This is a genomic window from Psychrobacillus insolitus (genome assembly GCF_003254155.1).
Lineage (GTDB): Bacteria > Bacillota > Bacilli > Bacillales_A > Planococcaceae > Psychrobacillus > Psychrobacillus insolitus.
Genome location: NZ_QKZI01000008.1, coordinates 12,412 through 34,803 on the forward strand (window position 1 = coordinate 12,412; position 22,392 = coordinate 34,803).

Genomic DNA, 22,392 nt, shown 5'->3' on the forward strand with positions numbered 1-22,392 from the left:
TCTCATAAACATCATAACATGTCAAAAATTCAGACGCATCACTATTTTGAAAATTACTTATCCCAATACATAAGGATGGTAAACTAATAGAAAAGACATAAAGGAGGTTTTACTGATGAAGTTATTTCATACAGCAGACTGGCATCTAGGAAAACTTGTACAAGGTGTGTATATGACAGAGGAGCAGAGAGTTGTATTAAAGCAGTTCTTGGAAGCTATAGACACAGAAAAACCGGACGCTGTTATTATTGCAGGTGATTTATATGATCGAGCAGTTCCTCCTACAGAAGCAGTGAATTTATTAGATGAAATATTAGCAGAAATCGTATTAAAACGTCATACGCCAGTTTTGTGTATTTCGGGAAATCATGATAGCCCAGGACGATTGAATTTTGGGAGTACTCTAATGAAAGAAACTGGACTTCATATAGTGGGACAGTTAAATAAAGATTTGAAATCAGTTGCATTGAAGGATGATTTCGGAGAAGTAGAATTTCACTTAATTCCTTATGCAGATCCTTCTCAAGTACGCTATTTATTTGACGATGAAGAGGTAACTAGTCATCAAAAAGCGATGAAAAGAATTGTTCAGGAAATAGAAAAAGACCTAGACACCACAAAACGCCATGTATTTATTGGACATGCTTTTGTAACTCCGGGTGGGCAAGAGGAAGAAAACACGAGTGAATCAGAGCGACCACTTGCTATTGGGGGCGTAGAGTATGTGGATGCAGCACTTTTCAAAAGTTTTGATTACACAGCACTTGGCCATCTTCATCAAGCGCATTATGTGTTAAACGAAACGATTCAATACGCTGGTTCTCCGCTCAAGTATTCGATATCGGAAGAGCATCATAAAAAAGGGTTCTTTATCGTGAACATAGATGGTGAAGGCCAAGTGACGCTTGAAAAAAGATTACTCATTCCTAATCGTGATATGCGAACAGTGGAAGGTTATATGAATGCTATTTTGAAACAGCCAATGAGTGAGGACTTTGTGTTTGTTAAATTGTTAGATGATACACCAATATTATCTCCAATGGAGCAGATTCGAACAGTTTATCCTAATGCAATGCATGTTGAAAGAAAGTCTTTCAGGACATCTATCATTGCCAGAGAAAAAGAATCATCTAGTCGTCAAAAAGTGGATGATATTTCCTTATTTCAATCTTTTTATGCAGAAGTCAGTGGAAAAACACCTTCAGAAGAAACAGAACAGTTATTTAAAGAAGTGTTGGCGGACTTGATGGATAATGAGCGAGAAGGAGGAACGATTGCATGAAGCCTATTCAACTAAAGATGACTGCATTTGGACCTTATAAATTTACGGAAACCATCGAATTTACAGAACTCAAAGATAATCGACTATTCGTTATTTCAGGTGCTACGGGTGCAGGAAAAACAACTATTTTCGATGGAATATGCTTTGCGTTATATGGATATGGCAGTGGAGAAGATCGACGAGATACAAAAATGATGCGAAGTGATTTCGCAACAGACGATACGCATACATCTGTTCAGCTAGTATTTGACATTCACAATCGCAGATATCGTATTTTGCGACAGCTTTCACATGTGAAAACGGGAAACAAGGGTGCAACTGGAGAACGTTATGAATTTTTTGAAATAAAAGAAACAGGTGAAGTACCGGTAGTTGAAAGACAAATCGTATCGGAAATCAACAATAAAGTATTAGATATTATTGGACTAACACAAGATCAATTCAGCCAGATTGTCATGCTACCACAAGGAGAGTTTAGAAAACTCCTTACTTCTCAAACAGAAAATAAAGAAGCGATTTTGCGTAAAATCTTCAAAACAGAACCATATAAAATGATTAACGAACGTTTGAAAGAGAAAAAAGTTGTAGCAGAAGCAGAACTGAAAAAAGAAGAATTAACTCGAAATAGCTATACAGAGCAAATTGTAGCTTCTTTTCCAATGAGAGATTCTAATGTTTTTCAACTGATCGGGACAGCAAACTTTAATATGTTTCAATTAGTAGAAGCTTTGAGAGAGGAAACTGCCTTTTATTCAGAGAAGATTAAATTAGATGAACTTGCATATAAAGAAGCTTATGAAAAACACTCAAATAGGCAAACATCCTATCATGAAGCAAAATCTATTAATACTCGTTTTATGGAGCTAGAAGAAAAACAACAGAAATTAGCTAACTTACAAGAGCAATCGGAAGTATACGCACAAAAGCAACGACAATTAGAGGAAGCTGAACGAGCTAGTACGATTGAAACAGTAGAAGTCTACTATAAAGACTTGCAATCAGAATTAAATTCTAAATTAGAACTTTTAGAAACTGCGAAAAAAGAAATCATTGATACAGAAGGAACTTTAAAAAAAATCACAACTGCATATGTCAAAGAAGATGCAAAAAAAGAAGAACGTGATAAAAGTGTGGAAGTATTAATTCAGCTAAATGCACTAATTCCTTTATTTGAGGACCTAGAAAAGAAAAAATTTGAAATGCAAGAGTTAGAAAGACTTACAATGGAATTGAATAGTAAGGTAAAAATAATTAATGATCAATTCATTCATGAAAAAGAGACATGTGCTACACAAAAAGAGCAGATAGAAAAATTGGAGCAGTTAGTAGAACCACTCGATCAACATGTACAACAATTGAGTGTTTTGGAGGCAAACTATAAAGTTCTCCAGGAATATGTAAAGCATGAAAGGCAACTGAAAGCTTACAAGTCACAAGAGTCGGAACAAAAAAGACTATTTGATGAAATGAAGAAAGCATATGTTGTAGAAGAGCAAAAGTGGATGAGTAGCCAAGCGAGTATTTTAGCATCGAAGCTAGTTGATGGAGATGCTTGTCCCGTTTGCGGAAGTACAAATCATGTAATGGCACATGTAGAAACTCAGGCACAGACAGTGAACGAGGATGAACTGCAGCAATTAAAAAATCAATTAAACAAACAAGAGTCTAGTTACTTAACTATTGTTGCAAAAAAGGAAACAACTCAAGAAACTGTAGGAAAAATAATTGTACAATTAGAAGAGCTCAAAATAACTGTTCTAGAAGTGGATCAACTAAAAAAAGATCTTGAGAATCTGCAAGATGAAGTTAGGACTTTACGTGAGGAAAAGAGTAATCTTTCTTTATTAAAAGAACCATATAAACAGAACCTCTTACTAGTGGATAAATTAGAGCAACAAAAGGTAGCTTTGGAAATATCCTATCAGCAACAAAAAGGGCTCTGGGAACAAGAAAAAGCAGTCTACGAATCAAAACAAATTTCTATTCCTGCTCAAATTCCCGATTTACAAGAGTTGCAAGTACAATTAAAAGCAGCGAATAAGCATAAAGAGCAATTAGAAAGCACTTGGAACGAAGTGCAAAAACAACTACAACAAGCAAAAGAGCTACAAGCAAAAGCGCAGACTTCTTTAGAACATGCAAAAAACGCAGAAGAAGAAACTAGTTTAAAATTGAAAAAATCAAAAGAGCAATTTAATAAAGCATTAGCTAGAGCAGAGTTTAATTCGATTGACTTGTATATAGCAGCTAAGATGTCTGAACAAGACCGTGCAGTGTTGAAAACGCAGTGTATGGAGTACAAACAAGCACTTCACACACTGTTAGAACAAGTAAGAGAGGGACAAGCCCAGCTTGCGAGTAAAACCAAAGTAGAACTAGCTCCACTGGAAGAAGAACTAGTGCAGCTAAAAGAAGCATATGAACAAGCTTTAACTTTACTAAATAGCTCGAAGGAATACCAAAAAGCAGGTATTGAATTAGATGAGAAGATCAATTCTACAAGTGAACGTATTACTCTACTCGAGCAGCAAGTACATCGGATAACCGATTTATATGATGTGTTAAGAGGGCAAAATCATGTCAAAATTTCATTTGAGCGTTACGTTCAAATTGAATATTTAGAGCAAATAATTCATGCGGCAAATGAACGTTTGAAGCATATGTCAAATGGACAATTTCAATTGCTTCGAAGTGAACGACAAGAAACGCATGGTCGACAAAGTGGTCTTGGACTCGATGTATACGATGCGTATACAGGCCAAACGCGTGATGTAAAAACATTATCAGGTGGTGAGAAGTTTAATGCATCTCTATGTCTCGCTCTGGGAATGGCGGATGTGATTCAAAGCTTCCAAGGAAGTATTCGAATCGACACGATGTTCATCGATGAAGGCTTCGGATCACTTGATGAAGAGTCGTTAAACAAAGCAATAGATACATTAGTTGATTTGCAAAAATCAGGACGTATGATTGGTGTCATTTCCCATGTTGCTGAGTTAAAAGCATCGATCCCAGCAATTTTAGAGGTAGAAAAACTAAAAGAAGGCTATAGTAAAACGAGATTTGTTATTAAATAAGAAGTAGCCGCCACAATCTTTCGAGGTTGTGGCTTTTTGATGCCGTAATTCTCCTAGTAAATGGCTTAACGCCCGAAAAAGTTGTCTATAAGCCCGTAAATCATCCATATCCGCCTGAATCAGATAGCTATAAGCTCGGAAATCATACCTATACGCTCAAAACCAAAATACTAACTTAGCATTAATCAATCTCAATTTGTGAACAAAAAAATGAACTCCCTAAATAAGGAATTCATTTCTTTTCAAATCATTGGTTTATTCGTGTAAAAATCGAGTGCCGTGTACGATTAAATTGGAGTATTTACAAGAAAAAGGTGAGTCCCCAAAAAAAGAGACTCATAATTTAACGTTAAAAATTTTTCAAACTTGCTAAAAAATCGTTCTCATTGTCAACGTCCAATATACTAAATGCAGAAAACCCTTCAGGATCTTCAATGGAAGGATCTGCACCATATGAATAAAGAAGTTTAGCTAATTTATAATTTTCATTGTATAGCGAAACTGTTAGTGCGTTGGAAAAATTGTCCGCAGTGTTTGGATTAGCTCCGGCTTCTAACAAGATATGTGCGATTGAATCATTGTCATTATATATGGAAAGAAGAAGAGCAGTTGTTTTCTCAGAATCTTGGTCCTCTAAGCTCTCACCGTCAGATACGAGCTCTTGGACTTTTACTTCATCGTAATCTAATACTGCTTCCATTAGTGGTGTAAGAGAGTTGTCGTCATAGGAATAAGGCTCACCACTAGTTAATGATTCATCTAAAATACTTCCGGAAAATAGGTTTGCATAAGTGAGTGTCCCAGCAGCAAAAAGAGCGATTGCCCCAATATATATTGCAAAGAAAATTCCGAGTAAAGCACCAATCCCAAGCGCAATTTTTGTTGAATTTGAATAATATTTAGGAGTGCCTTCTATTCGCATAAAATTACCAACTGCTTGAATTCGTTTAGGTAAAAGTGGGTGGCTTGATAGAATCTCGCTTAACCAAACCGCCACATTGGATTCTGTATGTATTTGTTCTAAATAGGCGTTTTCATTTACTTCTGTATATAATTTTTTTCCAACACCGAGAATTGTTAGAGCATGTTTAGCTGCGGCACCATTTTGTATGTAGTAGGCTGCTTCACGGTCACATGTATACTCACATGAACGGCTATATGCTTGAGAAAGAAAAGGGATAAATTGTGCAGGCATGATTAAGATATTTTTCCAAACATGTCTACGTTTCACATGGGAAAGTTCATGTGCAATGATAAAATCTAATTCCGCTTCACCATGTTCTCTAGCAAGCTCGAATACTTCCGAATAAATGACAACCATGTTTCTTCCGAGAAATCTTGTTGCAAATGCATTAAACGCACCTTCTGAATTTATTACAAACACATCTGGAACTTTTTTTAAGTCCATTTTAGAAGAAAGGCTTACAACTCGCTCATATACATCGGGAAATTGTTTTTCACTAATACGTATCCCATTACCACGAATTGATCCTAGCATAATGGCGTTTACGTATAATAGTAAAGCTAAAATAATAAGTAAAATAGCAATTCCAAATAAAGAAGCGATGGCAAAAATGTATAATAATGAACTAAAAATAATGCTAATTATAAAATAGGTCTTTTCTCTACTAGATCTTAACTCTTTTGAAGACAATATTGTTCCCCCTTTGCAGTATTTATCAATTTACCAAATTTTGAGATATTAGTCAAATTAAGATTTTGTTAACTTTCACACATTCCCGGTTCTCGACATATTATTTTTAGAAGAGGTGGTGAAAGATGCGCGATGAAAAAGGGGTCGTACTCTTTGATCCTTATGAAACGGAACAACAGGAATGGAAGAAGCAACAAGTAAAAGAACGTTTTAAACAACTACTAACAATTATCTCTCCATTATTTATCCTCATGATTTGGGAAATATGTTCGCAAACTGGGATTCTCGATATTCGATTTTTTCCTCCACCAACTGCAATATTAGGAACGTTTTTCGACTTAATTGCAAGTGGGGAATTATTTAAACATGTTTCAGTTTCCTTATATAGAATAGCGGCAGGATTTTTATTAGGTGTCATACCTGGGGTGATTATTGGATTGCTTATGGGATTATATGCGCCCATACGTCACTTTATCTCCCCGTTGATTATGGCATTTATGCCAATCCCAACTCTTGCTTTATTGCCAATTATTATTATTATTTTTGGAATTGGTGATTTTTCAAAAGTCGTAACAATTGCAGGAAGCGTGTTTTTCCCAGTAGTGATCAATACAGTTGCTGGTGTGTTGAATATTGAACGAGTGTATTTAGACGTTGCCAAAAATTACGGAGCAAGTCCGAAAGATTTTTTCATGAAAATAGCGTTTCCTGGAGCACTTCCTGTCATGTTAGAAGGTATTCAGATGGGGCAGGCGATTGCTCTTCTAACAATAGTGGCTGCAGAAATGATGGGTGCGACCTCGGGAATTGGCTATCTAATCTGGACCTCGTATAAAGCATTCATGTTAAAAGAAATGTTTGTAGGATTAGTAATCATTTCTTTCTTTGGTTTCTTGTTTTCGCTGTTCTTACGTGGGCTGCAAAAGAAAATTGTCCCATGGAGGTGAGTAATGCTTGAGTGAATCTATCAAAATATCGATTGACAATGTAACGAAAATTTTCTATAAAAAACATAATAGCGTAACTGCTATTAAAGATATATCTCTACAAATTAAAGAAGGAGAGTTTGTCTGCTTAGTCGGACCTAGTGGTTGTGGGAAGAGCACATTACTACGTATCTTGGCAGGGTTAGAGTTACCAAGCTCTGGTGAATTCACTATTGCATCTGAATCAGACGAACGTCCTCTACAATCGATGGTTTTTCAAGAAAAAGGTGTCATTCCATGGTTAACGGTGGAAGAAAATGTGGCATTTGGCCTCAAAATGCGGCATTTACCAAAGGAAGTTATTCAAAAGCAAACAAATTACTATTTACAAAAAGTAGGGCTAAGTCAGTTTTCTAAGCTCTATCCTAAAGAGCTCTCCGGCGGCATGAAACAGCGTATTAGTATTGCTCGTGCATTTGCGAATGATCCAGAAATTCTACTCATGGATGAACCATTTGCTGCACTTGATGAACAAAATAAGTTTATTTTGCAAGAAGAACTATTATCCATTTGGTCTGAAACGAAAAAGACGGTTTTGTTTATCACGCATAGCATCGATGAAGCGTTGTTACTGAGTGATCGTATCATTTTAATGAGTGCGCATCCTGGAGAAATTATGAAAGAAATTAAAGTTCCTATTCCAAGGCCGAGAACGATGGAGCAAGTGCGTGCAAATGCTGAAATGGCAGAACAATTTCTAACGATTTGGAATCATTTGCAAAGTGAAGTACAGCGTTCAAGAAAATAAAGGGGGAAATTTGTGAAAAAGCGTTGGATGGTTTTATTCGCATCAATCGTACTTTCGTTAGGGGCTTGTAGTACAAAGGAACAAGTGAGAACAAATGAAATCGACGATACAGTCAGTAAAGATAATCCATCAGGAGATTTAGCTCCACTAAAAGAGAAAGTAAAGGTTGTGATCGCTGAGGATGGTTCTGCATCAGGAGCAGGATTTTATATCGCGAAAGAAAAAGGATATTTTGATGAATACAATATAGACGTAGAGTTCGCTGTATTCGCAAATAGCGATGAAATGCTTCCAGCCCTAGCTTCTGGTGATGTAGATATCGCAGGAGGTGTATCAACAGCGTCGTTTTTTAACGCAATTGCTCAGGGAATTGACGTAAAAATTATTGCAGATAAAGGGCATAATGTAGTTGGGAAATCGTATTTTACATTTGTTATTGGTAACCATATGAAGGATGAAATTAAGGAATATAAAGATTTTAAAGGAAAGCGGATTGCTATATCTTCGAAAAACTCTATTGATGAATATATTTACTTGGAAATGTTAAAACATGCTGGACTTACGGCTGAAGATGTGGAGTTTGTATTGCTAGCGGATTTCGGCAGTATGTTAGGAGCAATTGAAAATGGTTCGATTGATGCGGCACTGCAAATAGAACCGTTAATCGCACAAGGTATTCAAAATAATTTCCATGTGCGTTTTGGGGATGCTACTGATTTTGCACCAGAATCACAAATTGCAATGGTGCTTGGCTCGCCTCAGTTTATGAGTGAAGAACAAGATGTATCACTAAGATTTATGGCTGCTTATTTAAAAGGAGTTCGCGACTATAATGATGCCTTCGTTAAAGGTGAGAATAAAGCAGAAATTGTTGATATTATGACGCAGTATACCTCATTAAAAGATGCGGCATTATGGGATGAAGTATTTGTAACGGGTCTAAATCCAGATGGTGAAATGTTTTTAGATGATGTGTTAAAGCAATACGATGCATATAAAGCGAATGGAGCAATCGATGGTGATGTGGACTTCGACAAAGCAGTAGATACATCGATTACAGAAAAAGCAGTAGATATTTTAGGGAAATATGAATAAGAAAAGAGTAACTAACAGTGAAAAAGCGTCCAATATTTCTATTGGACGCTTTTTTATAAAATATTATGCATTATAGTAAAGGATAAGAATAGATTGAATGGTAAATGGGGTGCTTAGGATGGTAAGTGTTTTAGTAGATGCAGATGGTTGTCCGGTAGTAGATCTGACCATTACTGTTGCGAAGAGCTATAATTTAAAAGTAACATTATTATGTGATACAGCGCATTATATGCAACGGGATGGAGCAGATACTATTATGGTCTCACAGGGAGCAGATGCCGTTGATTTTGTGCTGGTGAATAGAGTACAAAAAGGCGATATCGTCGTAACACAAGATTACGGACTTGCTGCAATGGTATTAGCTAAACGAGGGTACGCAATTGATCAAAATGGTCGATGGTACACATCTGAAAATATTGATCAATTATTAGACAGTCGCCATATGTCAAAGAAAATTAGACAAGCGGGTGGCCGATTAAAAGGACCGAAAAAACGTCAAAAAGAAGATGATGAAAAATTCGAAAAGAGCTTCAATAAATTATGTGAATTTGCAACAAATAACTGATTCTTTCGAAATTGAGTTTTTTAGTTAACATCCACCAAAATTTTTGTTATATTAACAAGGTTGGACAAAATTTAATAAAGGTGGAGTAAAAAATGGAAACAAATGCATACAGAGTATTACTTTACTATAAATATGTCCCGATTGAAGATCCAGTAACTTTTGCACAAGAACATCTTGCTGCTTGTAAAGAGATTGGCTTAAAAGGGCGTATTTTAGTATCAGACGAAGGAATGAATGGCACGTGCTCAGGAACAATTGAACAAACAGATGCGTATATGAGCATGATGAAAGCGGACGAACGTTTCGCAGACATGGTGTATAAAATAGATGAGGCAGAAGGACACGCATTCAAAAAAATGCATGTGCGTCCGAAAAAAGAAATTGTTTATTTAGGATTAGATGATGATATTAATCCAAATGAGCTAACAGGGAAATACCTTGAACCAAAAGAGTTTTTTGAACAAATGCAAGCAGAAGATACGGTAGTAATTGATGCTCGTAATGACTATGAATTTGACCTAGGTCATTTCCGCGGCGCGATTCGTCCGGAAATTCGCAATTTCCGCGATTTACCTGAATGGATTCGTGATAACAAAGAAATGTTCGAAGGAAAAAAAGTTTTAACTTATTGCACAGGCGGAATTCGTTGTGAAAAATTCTCTGGATGGTTAGTTAGAGAAGGTTTTGAAGACGTTGCTCAATTACATGGTGGGATTGCTACTTATGGAAAAGATCCAGAAGTAAAAGGTCAGCTATGGGACGGACAAATGTACGTGTTTGATGAGCGTATAGCTGTGCCGATTAACCAAGTTGAACATGTTATTGTAGGGAAAGATCATTTCACTGGAGAGCCATGTGAGCGCTATGTAAACTGTGCAAATCCAGACTGTAATGATAAAATTCTTTGCTCTAAAGAAAATGAACATAAATATCTTCGTAGCTGTTCAGATGAATGTCGCGTTCATCCAAGCAACCGTTACATCGTAGAACATAATTTATCTGAAGAAGAAGTAGAAGCTAGACTAGCGGCAATTAAAGAAACTGTATAATAAGATTCTGCTAAGCCCACGCTACTGAGTAGTGTGGGTTTTTATAATACCTAATAAATAAAGTTAAGAATATTTATTTCCTAGGAAATTATACATGCGCCTACGATCGTCCGTGCTTTGTATTTTTTAAAATAAAAGGATAAACCTCTATACTTATCGAATAGTATTAAGAGAGTTCATTTTTTTAGCTTGATAATAGAATGGGGGAAACGGAAATGGTAATCGAAGTGAAAAAAATTTCGGATTTCAAAGAAGTCGACGTGTCCAAACTAATTCAAGAAAGTGAAAAAGAAGGGTATCGATTCGTAACTAGGTTAAAGGAAGAATACGAAGATGGTACGAATAGATTCAGCGAACAAGGCGAGGCACTTTATGGTGTATGGGAAGACAAAGAACTAGTTTCAATAGGTGGTTTAACTAAAAATACAATTACTACTGAGGATCAATCAGCAAGGCTCTACCGTTTTTATACTTTACCAGATCATCGTAGAAAAGGAATTGGAAGTGAATTATTTAAAGCCATTTCTGAAAATGCGAAAGGCAAGTTTAAAGAGATTACAACGAAAACAGAATCCGCAAAAGCAGATGCATTTTATCGTGCAAATGGTTTTGTATTTGAAGAACGCTCACCCGATACAACACATGTGCTGAGCTTATAATAGAAAGGGTTTTACAACCGTGAATACGCAAGTGTTAGTTAAAAAATTTCCTTTAATAAAAAATATGCAAAATACAGAAGAAATAATATGGTTTAATCCAAATATAAACAAAACAAAAGAAGCTTTAAAAACTGTGACTGTCACAAGTGAAATGGTAAAAGAAGCAAGTAATCGTCTCAATCGATTTGCATCCTATTTACAAATTGCTTTTCCAGAAACAATAAGATCAAAAGGAATTATCGAGTCACCACTAGTCGCAATTCCAACGATGCAAATTGCTTTAACAAATTTATTTGAAAGCGATTTCAACGGAGAGCTTTTATTGAAATGTGACAATGACTTGCCAATTTCCGGTTCTATTAAAGCGCGAGGCGGTATTTACGAAGTGCTTAAAATCGCGGAGACACTTGCTACTCGAGAAGGTTTGTTAACAGAAACAGATGATTACGCGATGCTTGCAACAGAGGAGATGCAACAGTTTTTCTCTGGGTATTCCATTGCAGTGGGTTCAACCGGAAATTTAGGATTGAGTATAGGCATCATGAGTGCGAAAATAGGCTTCCGAGTCACTGTTCATATGTCTAGCGATGCAAAACAATGGAAGAAAGATATGCTACGCGCAAAAGGTGTAGAGGTTATTGAATATGCATCGGATTACAGCATTGCTGTAGAAGAAGGAAGAAAACAGGCGGATCAAGATCCAACGTGCTTCTTTATCGATGATGAAAACTCTGTAGACTTATTTGTTGGATATGCAGTTGCTGCTAGTAGATTGAGAAAACAGTTAGAACAACAAGGACGAAAAGTAGATGAAGTAAATCCGTTATTTGTATACTTACCTTGCGGAGTTGGTGGAGGACCAGGGGGTGTTGCGTTTGGCTTAAAGCTAATATTTGGCGACCATGTACATTGTTATTTTGCTGAACCAACACACTCACCTTGTATGTTACTTGGCTTGATGACAGGATTACATGAAAAAATTGCAGTAGGAGATATTGGATTAGACAATAAAACTGCTGCCGATGGATTAGCTGTTGGACGTCCGTCTGGATTCGTAGGAAAAACACTAGAACAACTAATCAGCGGAAGCTATACAATAAGTGATGACACTATGTACCGATTACTGGCTTTGTTGACTGACACTGAAAAAATTCAGCTAGAGCCTTCTGCACTTGCAGGCATGACAGGACCTGTTCAATTAGCGAAGCATGGCGTAAATTTGCAAAATGCAACTCACATTGTATGGGCAACTGGTGGAGGAATGGTTCCAGAAGATGAAATGAAGGCATACTATGCTAAAGGAAAATCCTTGTTGAAATAAGAGCTGATTTACAAATAATTTTATTGAAAAAGGACCTAACTTTAGGTCCTTTTTCTGTGTATAGTTGCAAGATTCGTATTAAAATTATTACAGAAATGTTATAGGTTTATTTAATGTCTAAAAATTTCGAAAAGTTATTGAACAATATGTGAACTTTTTCACAAACCCTATTAATTTACAAATTAATGATGTACAATCATGACATAGTGATATATAACAACTATTAATAAATATCGAAGTGAGTCTGGTTGTTGTATAACAAAAAAATGGAGGCGTTATTACTATGTGGGTTATTACAGTGTTTGAACTAAATTCTTTTCGAATTTTTGAGTACGAAGACAAAAAAGAAGCTACATTAGCACTTCAAAATTTTAAAGATACAGCAATTCTCTCATTATGTGCATAAATTAGTGAGTAAAATATAAATGCAAAAAGCCTACTTTCTTCGGAGAGTAGGCTTTTTGTATTTATTATTTGTTCTATTTACTATAGAACAAATGTGTTATACTAACTATATAACAAAGGGTGGTGGAAGAGACATGTTTATCGAGATTAAAGCAAATTCAGATGTACCTATTTATATACAGTTAGCAAATCAGCTAATTGAAGGTATTGCAAGGGGGGAGCTAAAACCTGGGGAATCATTGCCATCAGTACGAGCATTTGCAGCAGATTTAGGGATGAATATGCATACGGTAAATAAAGCATATCACTATCTAGAGGAAAAAGAATTCATCCAAATTGTCGCTAAATCCGGCGTAATTATTCAACCAAATAAAATTCCAAAAGCAACTGCTGATCAAAAACAACAATTAGCAGATCAAATAAGACCAATACTTGCAGAAGGAATCGTGTTAAAGCTTTCAGAAGAAGAAATGGTAGATATGCTTCGTGAGTTAGTTCGAGACATAAAGGAGGGGATACAATGATTATTTTGTTATTCGCATTTATTATTTTGTTCATTACGGTTTTACAAGCGTTTACGCCGAAATTTTTGAAGCCAACGGAAGCTTTTGGTATATATGTACCAGACCAATATACTTTGGAGCCTACGATAGTTCGTCTGAAAAAAAGATATACGGGTGTTGTTCTCATGAGTGGATTAATCGCATTAGCGGGATATTTATTTTGGGCATTAACACAAAATCCAGTTGAAGAAACACTAGTGCTATTAGGTGTAGGAGTTCAGTTTGTCACACTATTTATAAGTATTGGTTACTATTTTATCATGCATGTAAGAGTGAAAAAACTAAAAAAGGAACAAGGCTGGTTGACTGGAAAGAATGAAGTGCGTGTCGTGGATGTTCAATTTCAGCAAAAGCTTCACTTATTACCACGAGTAATGTTTATCATTCCAATGATTGTGACGGTTAGTCTTATCATTTACACATATATGAAATATCCAGAGATACCCGATATGATTCCTACACACTGGGGTCTAAGTGGTCAACCGGACGCATTTAGTGAAAAAACATATTTTATTTCTATTGCCTTGCCGCTCATGTTACTGGTGTTGCAAGGGATGTTTCTCATGATGAGTGAAGGGATGAAGTTTTCGGGAGCTCGTATCAATCCTGCAAATAAAAAGACGTCTCTTACGCAACAGTTAGCATTCCGTAAATATACGAGCTGGTTTGCGTTATTTATCTCGGTAAGTATGACACTAATGTTTGGTTATTTTCATTTGCAAACGATTCATCCAGAAATCGGATCAGCATGGATTACGTTTTCCATTCCTGTGACATTTTTAGTGGCCGTATTTTTAGCGGTTGCCATTTATGCGGTAAAGGTTGGGCAGAGTGGTTCACGGATAAAGGTAGATGATAGTAGTCCTAGTTTAGAGGATAAGGTAGCAATAGATGAGGATCGTTATTGGAAAGGTGGAATGTTCTATTTCAATAAAGAAGATCCGAGTATTATGGTGGAAAAACGTTTCGGAGTAGGGTGGACATTAAATTTTGCACATCCTGTAAGTTGGATTGTTTTAATCGTGCCTTTACTTCTTATTTTTGGAATAACATTTTTGTTGTAGGAAATTGTTAAGCATTTATTGAGTTTTGGAAGAATGATTGTTAAAGTTGGAAGAAAGCTCAACATATAATACAAAAAACTCCCTAACATGATCATGTTAGGGAGTTTTTTGTATTATTCTGCGTCGAATACTTCTACTTTTTCCATTTTAGCGCCGTTTTTCATAGCTTTTGCTACTTCAAGGCCGCTTGTTACTTGACCGAAAACAGTATGAACGCCGTCTAAATGTGGTTGTGGTGCATGTACGATGAAGAATTGACTTGAACCAGTGTCTTTACCAGCATGCGCCATAGATAGGCTACCTGCTGCGTGTTTATGTGGGTTTCCAGCAGTTTCACATTTAATGTTTTTTCCGCTTCCGCCCATACCTGTACCAGTTGGGTCGCCACCTTGGCTTACGAAGCCAGGAATAACACGGTGGAAAACTACTCCGTTATAAAATCCTGTGTTTGCTAACTCTTCAAAGTTCGCTACTGTGTTTGGTGCTTCATTCGGGAATAAATCAAATTCAATTTTTTCGCCAGAATCCATTAAGAAATAACCTTTTTTTGACATTCTAAACACTCCTTTTTATAAATTCTTTATAAGTATAGCATGTACTTAGTGCATTTTCCAAAGATCGCTGCTGCACAAGTGTGATGAATAAGCAGCCCACCGTCACTATAAACAGCTTTTAACTTGGACATGGCCATAGATAGTTTAAATTGCCTGTAAAATTAAACCAATTGTAGCGTAGATAATTACCGTAAAGTAAATAACAATCATGTGCACTAAGGAGAATATAAACATTTTATTTGCCCAGTCTTTCATATCCATTGTGCGAGAGCCGAATAAGCTTAATCCCAACCAAATTAGGCCTAAAACAAGTGAAACTAAAGTTAAGCCTAAGCTTAGTGGTAAAAATAAAAAGCTAGAGAGCACTAACAAAATTAAATAGAAATTTGTTTGGATATACGTACGTTTTCCATCTTTGACAACGGGTAGCATCGGAATTTTTGCCGCAGCATAATCTTCTTTCTTACGAATAGCAATAGCGTAAAAGTGAGGCATTTGCCATATGATCATTATTAAAAATAACGCCCAACACGCTGGATGCCAAATATCTGGTCCGACTGCTGCCCAGCCGATTAAAGGTGGCATTGCACCTGAAATACTTCCAACTTCCGTATTCCAAATGGTATAGCGTTTTGTCCATATTGTATAAGGAACTACATAGAAAAAGAACCCTAAAAACCCAAGTAAAGATGCTAACGGAGAGGCTAAGTATAATAAAATTAATCCAATCACTAATAATAAAATTGCGACTATTAAAACTTTCTTAATCGATATAGCACCTGTAACAGTCGGACGAACTTTTGTCCGAGCCATGATGGCATCGATATCGCGATCGTAAATGTTATTGAACGAACCAGCCGCTGCAATAACAGCTGCTGTTCCTAAAAGTGCACAAACTACATTCCAAATATTATCTGCAAAACTGTACTGATATGTATATAAAGCGAGCATTAATCCTGCGACCATTGGAATTAGATTTGACTTGATAATTCCTGTTTTAACTACTTGAGCCCATAACGTCTTTTGTGTTTGTATATTCATTGAATTTGATTGCTCCTTATTTACCCACTTGAACTAATATAACCTAATCAATTAGCTAAGTTCCATTATATTGCCTCTTTTTCATAATCACCTTTGGACATTTTGGGACTGTTTCTATATAAAAAAATGCGTTAGTACCATTATAGCATTTGGGAGTGTCACAATCTTAATTTGTCCAAAAACTTATCGACATAAATAACTTCTCCAGGAAGTAAGCCAGCTACTCCTACAGGGCCATTTAACATCATATTTAAAATATTTTTTGCTAATATAGTAGAAGCATTTGGTGAGACGACTAGAAGAGTTATTCAAGCAGGATTTGATGGAGTAGAAGTACGTAGAGCAAATACTTATCTGATTCAACGATTTTTCTCTCCACATTCCAATCGCAGAGATGATCACTGTGGTGGAACGCTTGAAAAAAGTATGAATTATTTTTTGTCCCTGAGTTAGAAACAAACTTGAATGTTTCTAACCCAGGGATATTTCATTAAGATTAGTTCTTATCTTCTGTTAAAAAAGTAATCACTACAAATAATGCAAATGCCAATAATAATAAAGTTCCTCCTACAATGAAGAAAATCATCACAAATGTTTCATCTAAGTTAAATGGGTTTAAATTATACATCCACATGCCAAATGTTAATCCAACTGCACCTAGCATTGCTGTAATGGCGTGTATAGAAACAAGTTTTTTATATTTCACAGTATAGACTTTATAAAAAATACCCCATGCAAATACAGATAACCATCCAACTAATAAAATATGTGCGTGTATAGGACGCAATGAATAATCCATATTTCCACTCATTTTTGATCCAATGACTGTACCTATAAGCCCAAAAATTGCTGCAAAGCGAATTAATCGGATTGACCATTTCTTTTCCATTATTTTAGCTCCTTCTAATTGGTAATTTAATTACAAATGTACTTCCTTTTCCGACTTTACTTGTGACATTAACTTGTCCACCATGTAACTCCACAACTTTCTTGACTATTGATAGTCCTAGCCCAGTTCCGTCTTTCTTTCTGGCTGTATCTCCTCGATAAAAGCGGACAAATATTTGCGTTAGTTGTTCATTATTAATCCCAATTCCTGTATCTTTGAAAATAATTTGAATTTCGTCATGTACTTCTCGACAAGTAATTGAAATAATACTTCCAAGTTCAGAATACTTAATAGCATTACTTAATAAATTATCCCACACACTTATGAGTAATTCTGCATCACCTTGAATAGATATAGGTTCTAACTTATAGGATAATTCTAATTCGCGTTCATTGATTCGCCATTGCGACTTCCTTATAACCTCTTTTAACTGTTCATCTAATCGGACACTATTCCTTTGTAAGGAATAAGAAGCCTGATCTAATGAGGTTAAGATGAGTAATTGTTTTGTTAAGTTCGATAATCTCTTAGATTCTCGCTGAATAATCGCTGCATACTGTAATCTGTCTTCTTTCCTTAGTTCATCAGTTTGCAGTAGATCGGAGTAACCTTGAATATTCATTAATGGCGACTGAAAATCATGGGAAACGTCATTGATAAATCCCTTGCGTAATTCATCATTATGAGCAAGCTGTAGCTGCATTAAGTTAAAATTTTCCGCCAATTGACCTATCTCATCATTTCGAGAAATATTCAATCGGTAATTGAAATTTTCATTTTTTACCGCCTTTGTAGCTTCTGTTAACGATGAAATGGGACGAATTAATTTTCGTGTCATTACAGCCACACCCAGTAAGCTAATTATAGCGATTGCAACTACAAAGCTCATTAATACAACATGTATATCTGAGAAAATTGACTTGTTATCGGGTCTTAAGAATAAAGCATATTGATTTTGTTCTGTACTAATGGGTACACCTACTGAATTTTCCAAGCTATTGGAAAAATGTCCTATCATTAATAACGAACTCGGTGCGTATTTCATCCCATGATATATTTCACCATCAATAATAGTTTGAACTGTTTCATGAGGTATCTTTAAGTTTTGAAATTCTTCACCAAAAGGGTATTTTTCTCCGGAACTAGATATTAAATATATTTGATATCCTGAATTACCGATTAATGATAAATATGCATGCATAGAATCCTTTGAATCATGCATATGTTCAATTCCATTCGCAACCTCTTGAGCAAACTTTACATTTTGTGAGTCAATATTGTCCTTTGAGATTGAAAAGTAAATAATATTTGCAAGGGCAAAGCCGAAGATGATACTGCAAAACAAAATTAATAACGTGGCGCTAATAAATTGTCGATAAAGTGTTTTCATTTCAACATCTCTAATTTATAACCAATTCCACGAACGGTTAGAATTTCAACATCCGCCTCGTAACGTATTAATCGCTCCCTCAATCGATTAATATGTGTATTCAACGTATAGTCATTGCCCTCAATATCAATTCCCCATGTATGCTCAATCAGAAAAATTCGTTGTACGATTTTTCCACTTCGTGATGCTAGTAAAGTGAGTAGCTCAAATTCCTTCAAAGGCAACAAAACGGTTTCTTTTTTTATAATTACTTCGTAGTTTTTTCGATCAATTTTCATATTACCGATTTCTATGAAGTTTTCTAAAGATCGTTCATAACGTCGTAGAACAACTGCAACCCTAAATAATAATTCGCTAGGTTCAAATGGCTTTACTATGTAATCTTCCGATCCAGCAGTAAATCCCTGTTCTTTATCGACTAATTGGCCTTTAGCGGTCAATAAAATCACTGGAATCTCATAATCTTTCGTCAGAATTTCTGTTAATTCAAAACCATTCATACCTGGCATCATAACGTCTACAATCGCCAAATCCACTTTGAAAGTTTCTAATAACGTTAGCGCTGCTTCCGCATTATCAGCATTATGCACTTTATACCCTTCACGTTCCAAATGTATAGATACTAGTTGTAATGTATCTAAATCATCATCTACTAATAAAATCTGCATAGTTAAGCCTCCGCTTTCTAGTGAATTTAGTTTCATGTAAGCTATTAATCATTTTATTGTAACGTTAATTTACCATCTTCCATGCGGTAAACACGGTCGCAATATGCAAGCATTCGTTCATCATGTGTTACCATAACAGCCGCTTTACCACGTGCCTTTACTTCTTTTGAAATAAGTGATACGACCGCATGTGCACGGTTAGTATCTAGCGATGCAGTTGGTTCATCGGCTAAAATAAGCGATGAATCATTCATAAATGAACGTGCGATAGCAACACGCTGACGTTCTCCCCCAGAAAGCTCGTTTGGGAATTTTTTAAATTTACTAGTCAAACCAAGCCCTGTTAATAATTCTTTTGCAAAGGCTTCATCTTGTTTTGTTACTTTACCCGACATCTTTTTTAATAGAAGTAGATTGTCTAAAACGTTTAAATATGGCATTAGGTTAGACGTTTGTAAAATAAATCCTATTTCTTGTAATCGTAAATGGGACAGCTCTTTGTCTTTTAATGTTGCGATATTCTTATTACCAATTTTCACTTCACCTTGCGAAGGTTTTAATAACGCACCAGCAATCGATAGAAACGTTGATTTTCCGGAACCTGATGGGCCTATAATTGCCACAAACTCTCCAGAGGAAACTTCCATTGATACTTGATCTAAAGCAATTATTTGAGATTCGCCTTCTTTATATACCTTTGAGACATTTTTCATGCTTAAAGTCATTATTCAACCCTCCCTAAAGCTGTTAATGGATCTATTTTTGAAATTCTACGTACTGAGAACAATGAGCTACCTACAGAAATCGCTAATAATACAATTCCATATGTAATAACTAATGCAGGATCTAAATTAAATGGCATTTCTTCTGGGAATACCATCGCAGTTAAATATGTTAGACCTATTCCTACTAAAATACTAAAGAATGATAATACAAATACTTGTGACACGATTGCTCTTGCAATAAATCCATTTGAAGCACCAATTGCCTTCATCACACCAAATTGCTGTGTTTTTTGGATCGTTAATACATAGAAGAATACTGCAATAACGAATGCTGAAATGACGATTAAGAACACTAGCATCATCATAATTGTACCATTTTCCGCTGTATAACCTGGCATACCATTAATAGCTGCTGATTTTGTCACTACTTCAACACCATCGACTGCTTTAATCATTTGCTCTGCATCTACATCTTTTCCTAAAACGGCAAATGCATTGATCGCATCTTCTACGCCATTATTTGAACCAGGTGCCGCATATTTATAATCTCGGACAAAATCCATATTTGCAAATAATGAAGGTAAGTGGTTAAATGTTTCATTTTCCACAAAACCAATAATTTCAACTTCTAGTTCTGAACCATCAATTGCTATTACATCTCCAATTGCATAGCCTTTTTGATCCTTTAATATGATATTCCCAACCACACCATTTTTAATGTTCGGATCCAATGCTTTACCTTCTACTACTTCTGGATGTAAAAATGTCCCTGCTTCGATACCTAATAGAGCAGTATCTACTTTCTTTTCACCTTCAGTAACACCCGCAGTTGGTAATATTGCGATGACCGCTTGAGAAAATGGTGCTACTTCTTCAACGCCCGGTTGAGCTTCAATTTCACTTTGTAAAGATTGTGATAGTAATGATTTTGAGAATGTCGCACCTGCACCATTTTCATAAACAACATGCTCTGCTTCCCAGTTTTTAATCGTAGCGGCGCTTAATGTAGATAATCCATTTCCTAAACCCGAAAGGATAAATACAAGCCATGCGATTAATACGATGATAAGCCCAATCATTGTAAAGCGTAACTTACCATGTTTTAATTCTTTTAATGCTAAAAACATACAATAAACCTCCTTCTTTTCATTTACATACCTCATCATAAACTAGTTATATAAACTTTATATAAACTTTGGGTACTTGAGCTGGAAAAGAGGTATTAATACATCCAAGTTAAGGTCTTATTTTAGAAAATCCTGGTCTAGATATAATAAAAGGCATAAACAAAAATTTTCTGTTCGAAAATTTTTTTTTATGCCTTTTTATTTTAAATCCCAAAACTATGACCTACTCTTCTTGCGAACGCATGCAGTGCTCACATTCATATAAATAGGATTCATGTTGCTCTTTAATTTCACATCCACATTCACGGCATTCTTTTTTCGGTAAGTTACGGTAAAATTCTAAATTCATCATTTTTATTACCCCCATTTAGTTTGTTATTAAATTCATTGTACTATAATAGAAATGAAAAATAAATTCTGTTATATAATTATTTTTTAATTATTCAGTGCAGGTATTATCAGTCCTTCGGGGAAGAGATAGACGCCTACGCTTTTCTTAAGTCATTAGTTGTATGTAATTGCCGTATACGCAGGTTAATGTATATAATGAATTCGTTTATTTAGAACTAGATAAAAAAGGAGGGAAACGAGCATGAAAGATGTTTTTTCGATTGGGGAAGTAATAAAGCAACTAGAAGTACAGCGTGAGATTACACATCAAAAAGTATGTTGATTATGGTTTATCTAATAATGAGAATGAATTTGTTACCGAAATTCAAATTCCCGTCAAGTGTTCTTGACTCTTAAGTTACTTGAAGGTTTATGATAAGGACGGTAGAGGAGTGGTAATATGATTGGCACGATTGTGAATACAATAGCCATTTTAGTAGGTAGTGTAGTCGGAAGTTATTTAAAGAAAGGGATTAAGGAAGAATACAAATCTGCTTTATTCACAGCGATGGGGTTTGCTGCTGTTGCTCTTGGTGTAAACGCTATTGTACAGAACATGCCGAATAGCGCATATCCCGTATTATTTATCGCAAGTTTAGCAATTGGAGGATTAGTAGGAACGATTATAGATATCGATGCAAAATTTCAACAGCTTGTCGGCCGATTTTCGCAATCTGATTTAAGTAAAGGCCTATCAACAGCAATTTTACTTTTTTGTATCGGGACTTTATCGATTTTAGGTCCAGTAGAAAGTGCTTTAAATAATAATCATACATATTTATTTACAAATGCAACACTTGATTTGGTGACGTCGTTGGCGTTAGCGGCAACATATGGTATTGGCATAGCGTTTGCCGCTGTTGTGTTATTCGTTTGGCAAACTTCCATTTACATAAGTGCACAGTACATAGAGCCATTTTTAACGGATGCCTTAATGACGGAAGTATCAATTGTTGGAGGCATTTTAATATTAAGTTCAGGGCTATCGATTTTAGGAATTAAAGATAGTAAATCGTTAAATATGCTACCAGCTTTGTTAGTACCTGTATTTTGGTTTGTTGGACTAGCATTGTTTACCTAAAAGAAATAGGGAGTATTATTTACGTTCAGACACATCATGTTTTTCGACATAGTGTCTAG

The 22,392-nt window shown here is 35.7% G+C and carries 22 protein-coding genes and 1 pseudogene; 14 read left to right on the forward strand and 9 right to left on the reverse strand.

The window, feature by feature from the left end:
• Positions 1-115 precede the first annotated feature (115 nt).
• Together C7437_RS14010 and C7437_RS14015 are read left to right on the forward strand one after the other, a co-directional pair.
• Positions 116-1,282: an exonuclease SbcCD subunit D gene (locus C7437_RS14010; protein WP_111440446.1), complete on the forward strand. Its 1,167-nt coding sequence runs from the start codon at positions 116-118 to the stop codon at positions 1,280-1,282.
• Positions 1,279-4,359 (forward strand): AAA family ATPase, encoded by a 3,081-nt coding sequence (locus tag C7437_RS14015; RefSeq protein WP_111440448.1) that lies wholly within the window; start codon positions 1,279-1,281, stop codon positions 4,357-4,359. The genes C7437_RS14010 and C7437_RS14015 overlap by 4 nt, the downstream gene beginning before the upstream one ends.
• A 349-nt stretch (positions 4,360-4,708) precedes the next feature.
• Here the strand turns inward: C7437_RS14015 and C7437_RS14020 are convergent, their stop codons facing one another.
• Positions 4,709-6,013 (reverse strand): M48 family metallopeptidase, encoded by a 1,305-nt coding sequence (locus C7437_RS14020; RefSeq protein ID WP_111440450.1) that lies wholly within the window; start codon positions 6,011-6,013, stop codon positions 4,709-4,711.
• A 125-nt stretch (positions 6,014-6,138) separates the two neighbouring features.
• Here C7437_RS14020 and C7437_RS14025 point away from each other — a divergent pair, with 125 nt between their 5' ends.
• The 10 genes from C7437_RS14025 to C7437_RS14065 all read left to right on the forward strand — a co-directional run bounded on the left by C7437_RS14025 (position 6,139) and on the right by C7437_RS14065 (position 14,468).
• The gene (locus C7437_RS14025; RefSeq protein WP_111440452.1) at positions 6,139-6,960 is read left to right on the forward strand and encodes an ABC transporter permease; all 822 of its coding nucleotides are present in this window, start codon (positions 6,139-6,141) and stop codon (positions 6,958-6,960) included.
• A 7-nt stretch (positions 6,961-6,967) separates the two neighbouring features.
• On the forward strand, positions 6,968-7,747 hold the full coding sequence (locus C7437_RS14030; protein ID WP_111440454.1) for an ABC transporter ATP-binding protein: 780 nt from the start codon (positions 6,968-6,970) through the stop codon (positions 7,745-7,747).
• Positions 7,748-7,774: 27 nt separating this feature from the next.
• On the forward strand, positions 7,775-8,842 hold the full coding sequence (locus C7437_RS14035; protein ID WP_111440652.1) for an ABC transporter substrate-binding protein: 1,068 nt from the start codon (positions 7,775-7,777) through the stop codon (positions 8,840-8,842).
• Between the two features lie 118 nt (positions 8,843-8,960).
• Positions 8,961-9,407: a YaiI/YqxD family protein gene (locus C7437_RS14040; protein WP_111440456.1), complete on the forward strand. Its 447-nt coding sequence runs from the start codon at positions 8,961-8,963 to the stop codon at positions 9,405-9,407.
• Between the two features lie 92 nt (positions 9,408-9,499).
• Positions 9,500-10,456: an oxygen-dependent tRNA uridine(34) hydroxylase TrhO gene (gene trhO, locus C7437_RS14045; RefSeq protein ID WP_111440458.1), complete on the forward strand. Its 957-nt coding sequence runs from the start codon at positions 9,500-9,502 to the stop codon at positions 10,454-10,456.
• Between the two features lie 215 nt (positions 10,457-10,671).
• Complete coding sequence (locus C7437_RS14050; RefSeq protein WP_111440460.1) at positions 10,672-11,115, forward strand: GNAT family N-acetyltransferase; 444 nt, start codon at positions 10,672-10,674, stop codon at positions 11,113-11,115.
• Positions 11,116-11,134: 19 nt separating this feature from the next.
• Positions 11,135-12,436, forward strand: a complete 1,302-nt coding sequence (locus tag C7437_RS14055) for a D-serine ammonia-lyase (protein ID WP_281269974.1) — start codon at positions 11,135-11,137, stop codon at positions 12,434-12,436.
• Positions 12,437-12,719: 283 nt separating this feature from the next.
• Positions 12,720-12,842: a hypothetical protein gene (locus tag C7437_RS17350; protein WP_281269975.1), complete on the forward strand. Its 123-nt coding sequence runs from the start codon at positions 12,720-12,722 to the stop codon at positions 12,840-12,842.
• Positions 12,843-12,975: 133 nt separating this feature from the next.
• Positions 12,976-13,365 carry a GntR family transcriptional regulator gene (locus C7437_RS14060; protein WP_111440462.1) on the forward strand — a complete coding sequence of 130 codons (390 nt, stop codon included), beginning with the start codon at positions 12,976-12,978 and terminating at the stop codon, positions 13,363-13,365.
• Positions 13,362-14,468, forward strand: a complete 1,107-nt coding sequence (locus tag C7437_RS14065) for a DUF1648 domain-containing protein (RefSeq protein ID WP_111440464.1) — start codon at positions 13,362-13,364, stop codon at positions 14,466-14,468. Before C7437_RS14060 ends, C7437_RS14065 begins: the two co-directional genes overlap by 4 nt.
• A gap of 113 nt (positions 14,469-14,581) precedes the next feature.
• On the opposite strand, the gene C7437_RS14070 is transcribed toward C7437_RS14065, so the two are convergent.
• Entirely contained in the window at positions 14,582-15,022 is a 441-nt protein-coding gene (locus tag C7437_RS14070; RefSeq protein WP_111440466.1) for a peptidylprolyl isomerase, read from the reverse strand.
• Between the two features lie 144 nt (positions 15,023-15,166).
• The gene (cyoE, locus tag C7437_RS14075) at positions 15,167-16,063 is read right to left on the reverse strand and encodes a heme o synthase (RefSeq protein ID WP_111440468.1); all 897 of its coding nucleotides are present in this window, start codon (positions 16,061-16,063) and stop codon (positions 15,167-15,169) included.
• Between the two features lie 267 nt (positions 16,064-16,330).
• On the opposite strand from cyoE, the pseudogene C7437_RS14080 reads away from it, so the two are divergent.
• Positions 16,331-16,510, forward strand: a pseudogene (locus tag C7437_RS14080) (oxidoreductase); the annotation flags it as partial.
• Positions 16,511-16,559: 49 nt separating this feature from the next.
• On the opposite strand, the gene C7437_RS14085 reads toward C7437_RS14080, so the two are convergent.
• The 6 genes from C7437_RS14085 to yhfH form a co-directional block, all read right to left on the reverse strand.
• Positions 16,560-16,952 carry a hypothetical protein gene (locus tag C7437_RS14085; protein ID WP_111440470.1) on the reverse strand — a complete coding sequence of 131 codons (393 nt, stop codon included), beginning with the start codon at positions 16,950-16,952 and terminating at the stop codon, positions 16,560-16,562.
• Positions 16,953-16,956: 4 nt separating this feature from the next.
• A complete protein-coding gene (locus tag C7437_RS14090) occupies positions 16,957-18,174 on the reverse strand; it encodes a sensor histidine kinase (RefSeq protein ID WP_245909300.1) in 1,218 nt (405 codons plus the stop codon).
• A 164-nt stretch (positions 18,175-18,338) separates the two neighbouring features.
• Positions 18,339-19,010 (reverse strand): response regulator transcription factor, encoded by a 672-nt coding sequence (locus tag C7437_RS14095; protein ID WP_111440474.1) that lies wholly within the window; start codon positions 19,008-19,010, stop codon positions 18,339-18,341.
• Positions 19,011-19,063: 53 nt separating this feature from the next.
• On the reverse strand, positions 19,064-19,735 hold the full coding sequence (locus tag C7437_RS14100; protein ID WP_111440476.1) for an ABC transporter ATP-binding protein: 672 nt from the start codon (positions 19,733-19,735) through the stop codon (positions 19,064-19,066).
• The gene (locus C7437_RS14105; protein ID WP_111440478.1) at positions 19,735-20,862 is read right to left on the reverse strand and encodes an ABC transporter permease; all 1,128 of its coding nucleotides are present in this window, start codon (positions 20,860-20,862) and stop codon (positions 19,735-19,737) included. Before C7437_RS14105 ends, C7437_RS14100 begins: the two co-directional genes overlap by 1 nt.
• Before the next feature lie 223 nt (positions 20,863-21,085).
• Positions 21,086-21,214, reverse strand: a complete 129-nt coding sequence (gene yhfH, locus C7437_RS14110) for a protein YhfH (RefSeq protein WP_111440480.1) — start codon at positions 21,212-21,214, stop codon at positions 21,086-21,088.
• Positions 21,215-21,652: 438 nt separating this feature from the next.
• Here yhfH and C7437_RS14115 point away from each other — a divergent pair, with 438 nt between their 5' ends.
• Positions 21,653-22,333, forward strand: coding sequence for a DUF554 domain-containing protein (locus tag C7437_RS14115; RefSeq protein WP_111440482.1), 681 nt, complete (start codon positions 21,653-21,655; stop codon positions 22,331-22,333).
• Positions 22,334-22,392: the final 59 nt, after the last annotated feature.